Annotated in this window: 1 protein-coding gene and 2 pseudogenes; all 3 read left to right on the top strand. The window is 38.3% G+C overall.

Translation table 11 applies throughout. The annotated features are described in order from the left end of the window. Positions 1 to 181 (top strand): annotated as a pseudogene (locus tag ACFUTU_RS21380) (hypothetical protein); the annotation flags it as partial. A gap of 11 nt (positions 182 to 192) precedes the next feature. Further along, on the top strand, positions 193 to 1,092 hold the full coding sequence (locus tag ACFUTU_RS21385) for an IS3 family transposase (RefSeq protein WP_026113687.1): 900 nt from the start codon (positions 193 to 195) through the stop codon (positions 1,090 to 1,092). 146 nt (positions 1,093 to 1,238) lie between these two features. Further along, positions 1,239 to 1,638, top strand: a pseudogene (locus tag ACFUTU_RS21390) (hypothetical protein); the annotation flags it as partial.

Genomic DNA, 1,638 nt, shown 5'->3' on the forward strand with positions numbered 1-1,638 from the left:
GGAAAAAGGCAATCTAGATCATTCCGGCATTCAAGATATTGTTTCTCCCTCAGGGATCAAACAGTTGGAGGAGGAGAATGACCAGCTTAAAAAGCTGTTAGGCGAAAAAGATTTAGAAATTTCCATTCTCCGTGACGTACTAAAAAAGAAGAACCCTCACTTACTGAAACGCTTGAAATAGCGAATGAGTGGATTGCGAAAGGTTATGCCGTCCGTAAAGTCCTGAAGATTTTAGAGATTTCTCCTTCTACGTACTATTATCAATACAAGAAAGAAGAAAAGTCAGTAAGTGAGGGCAGACCCATTCCGGGCTATTCACTCACTAAGAACGGCAAAAAAATACCGGATGAACAAATACAGGAATGGCTGATGGAACTCATCTCAGGTGAAGCCGGTGTCTATGGCTATCGAAAGTTGTGCCTCCGCCTTCGAAGCGAGTATGCGCTACAGATTAACAAAAAGAAAGTGTACCGATTATGTAAGGAACTCGATATCCTACAGCCACAGCGAGAAGTGAAGTTCCACTATCCAAGAAAATTAGCGAGGAACCGGATCATCACTGAATCGAATCAGCTGTGGGAAGCAGATATTAAATACGGCTACATCGAAGGTGAAGAGCGTTTCTTCTTTATTCTATCGCTCATTGATGTATATGACCGTTCCATCATTGATTATCATATTGGTTTACATTGTACCGGACACGACGCTGGCCAACTCGTGCAGCGTGCCTTGTTTAAGCGTCAGCAATTTGAAAGAGAAACAAAGCCAGTCATTCGAACGGATAATGGTCCACAATTTATTTCTCTAGCGTTTCAGAAAGCATGTGAAACGTTCCACATCGAACATGAACGCATTCCGCCGAGAACACCGAATATGAATGCCCATATCGAGTCGTTTCACCGATTACTAGAGTATGAATGTTTGAGGCGGTTCGCTTTTCATTCCTACGCAGATGCGTATCATGAGGTGGCTGAATACATGGATTTCTACAATAATCGAAGAATCCATTCGAGTATTTTAGATTTAGCACCAAATGAATTTTATCAACGAAACCAAACAGAAGAGCTAACGATTAAAGAAGTGAGAGTATGAGGCAGGATGATTTTCTTGCCTCACCTAAAATAAAGAGCAATTCTATGAAATAATGAGCTAAGAGTAGTATGTGTCCAAAATTAGGGGGTTAACCCGCTTTTCATACCCCTAATATTCCATCAATATCAAAGGATTTAGCTGATAATATTAATCAACTACACTCATCACAATATAAGAATTCAAAACAATTGGCATATGGAAATGTACTAGTAGTTGGTGGTGGGAATAGTGGTACTCAGATAGCTGTTGAATTATCCAAAGAAAGAGTTACATATTTAGCCTGTAGTAATAAACTTGTTTATTTCCCTTTAATGATCGGAAAAAGAAGCATCTTTTGGTGGTTTGATAAACTAGGAGTTTTACATGCAAGTCATACATCAATAGTAGGCAAATTCATTCAAAAGAAAGGTGATCCAGTATTTGGGCATGAATTAAAACATGCAATAAAACAGAAAAAGATCATCTTAAAAAAAAGAGTCATTGCCGCAAAGCAAAATGAAATCATTTTTAAAGATTCATCTATATTAGAAGTAAACAATATTATTT

This window comes from Arthrobacter sp. NPDC057388 (assembly GCF_042668165.1).
GTDB lineage: Bacteria > Actinomycetota > Actinomycetes > Actinomycetales > Micrococcaceae > Arthrobacter.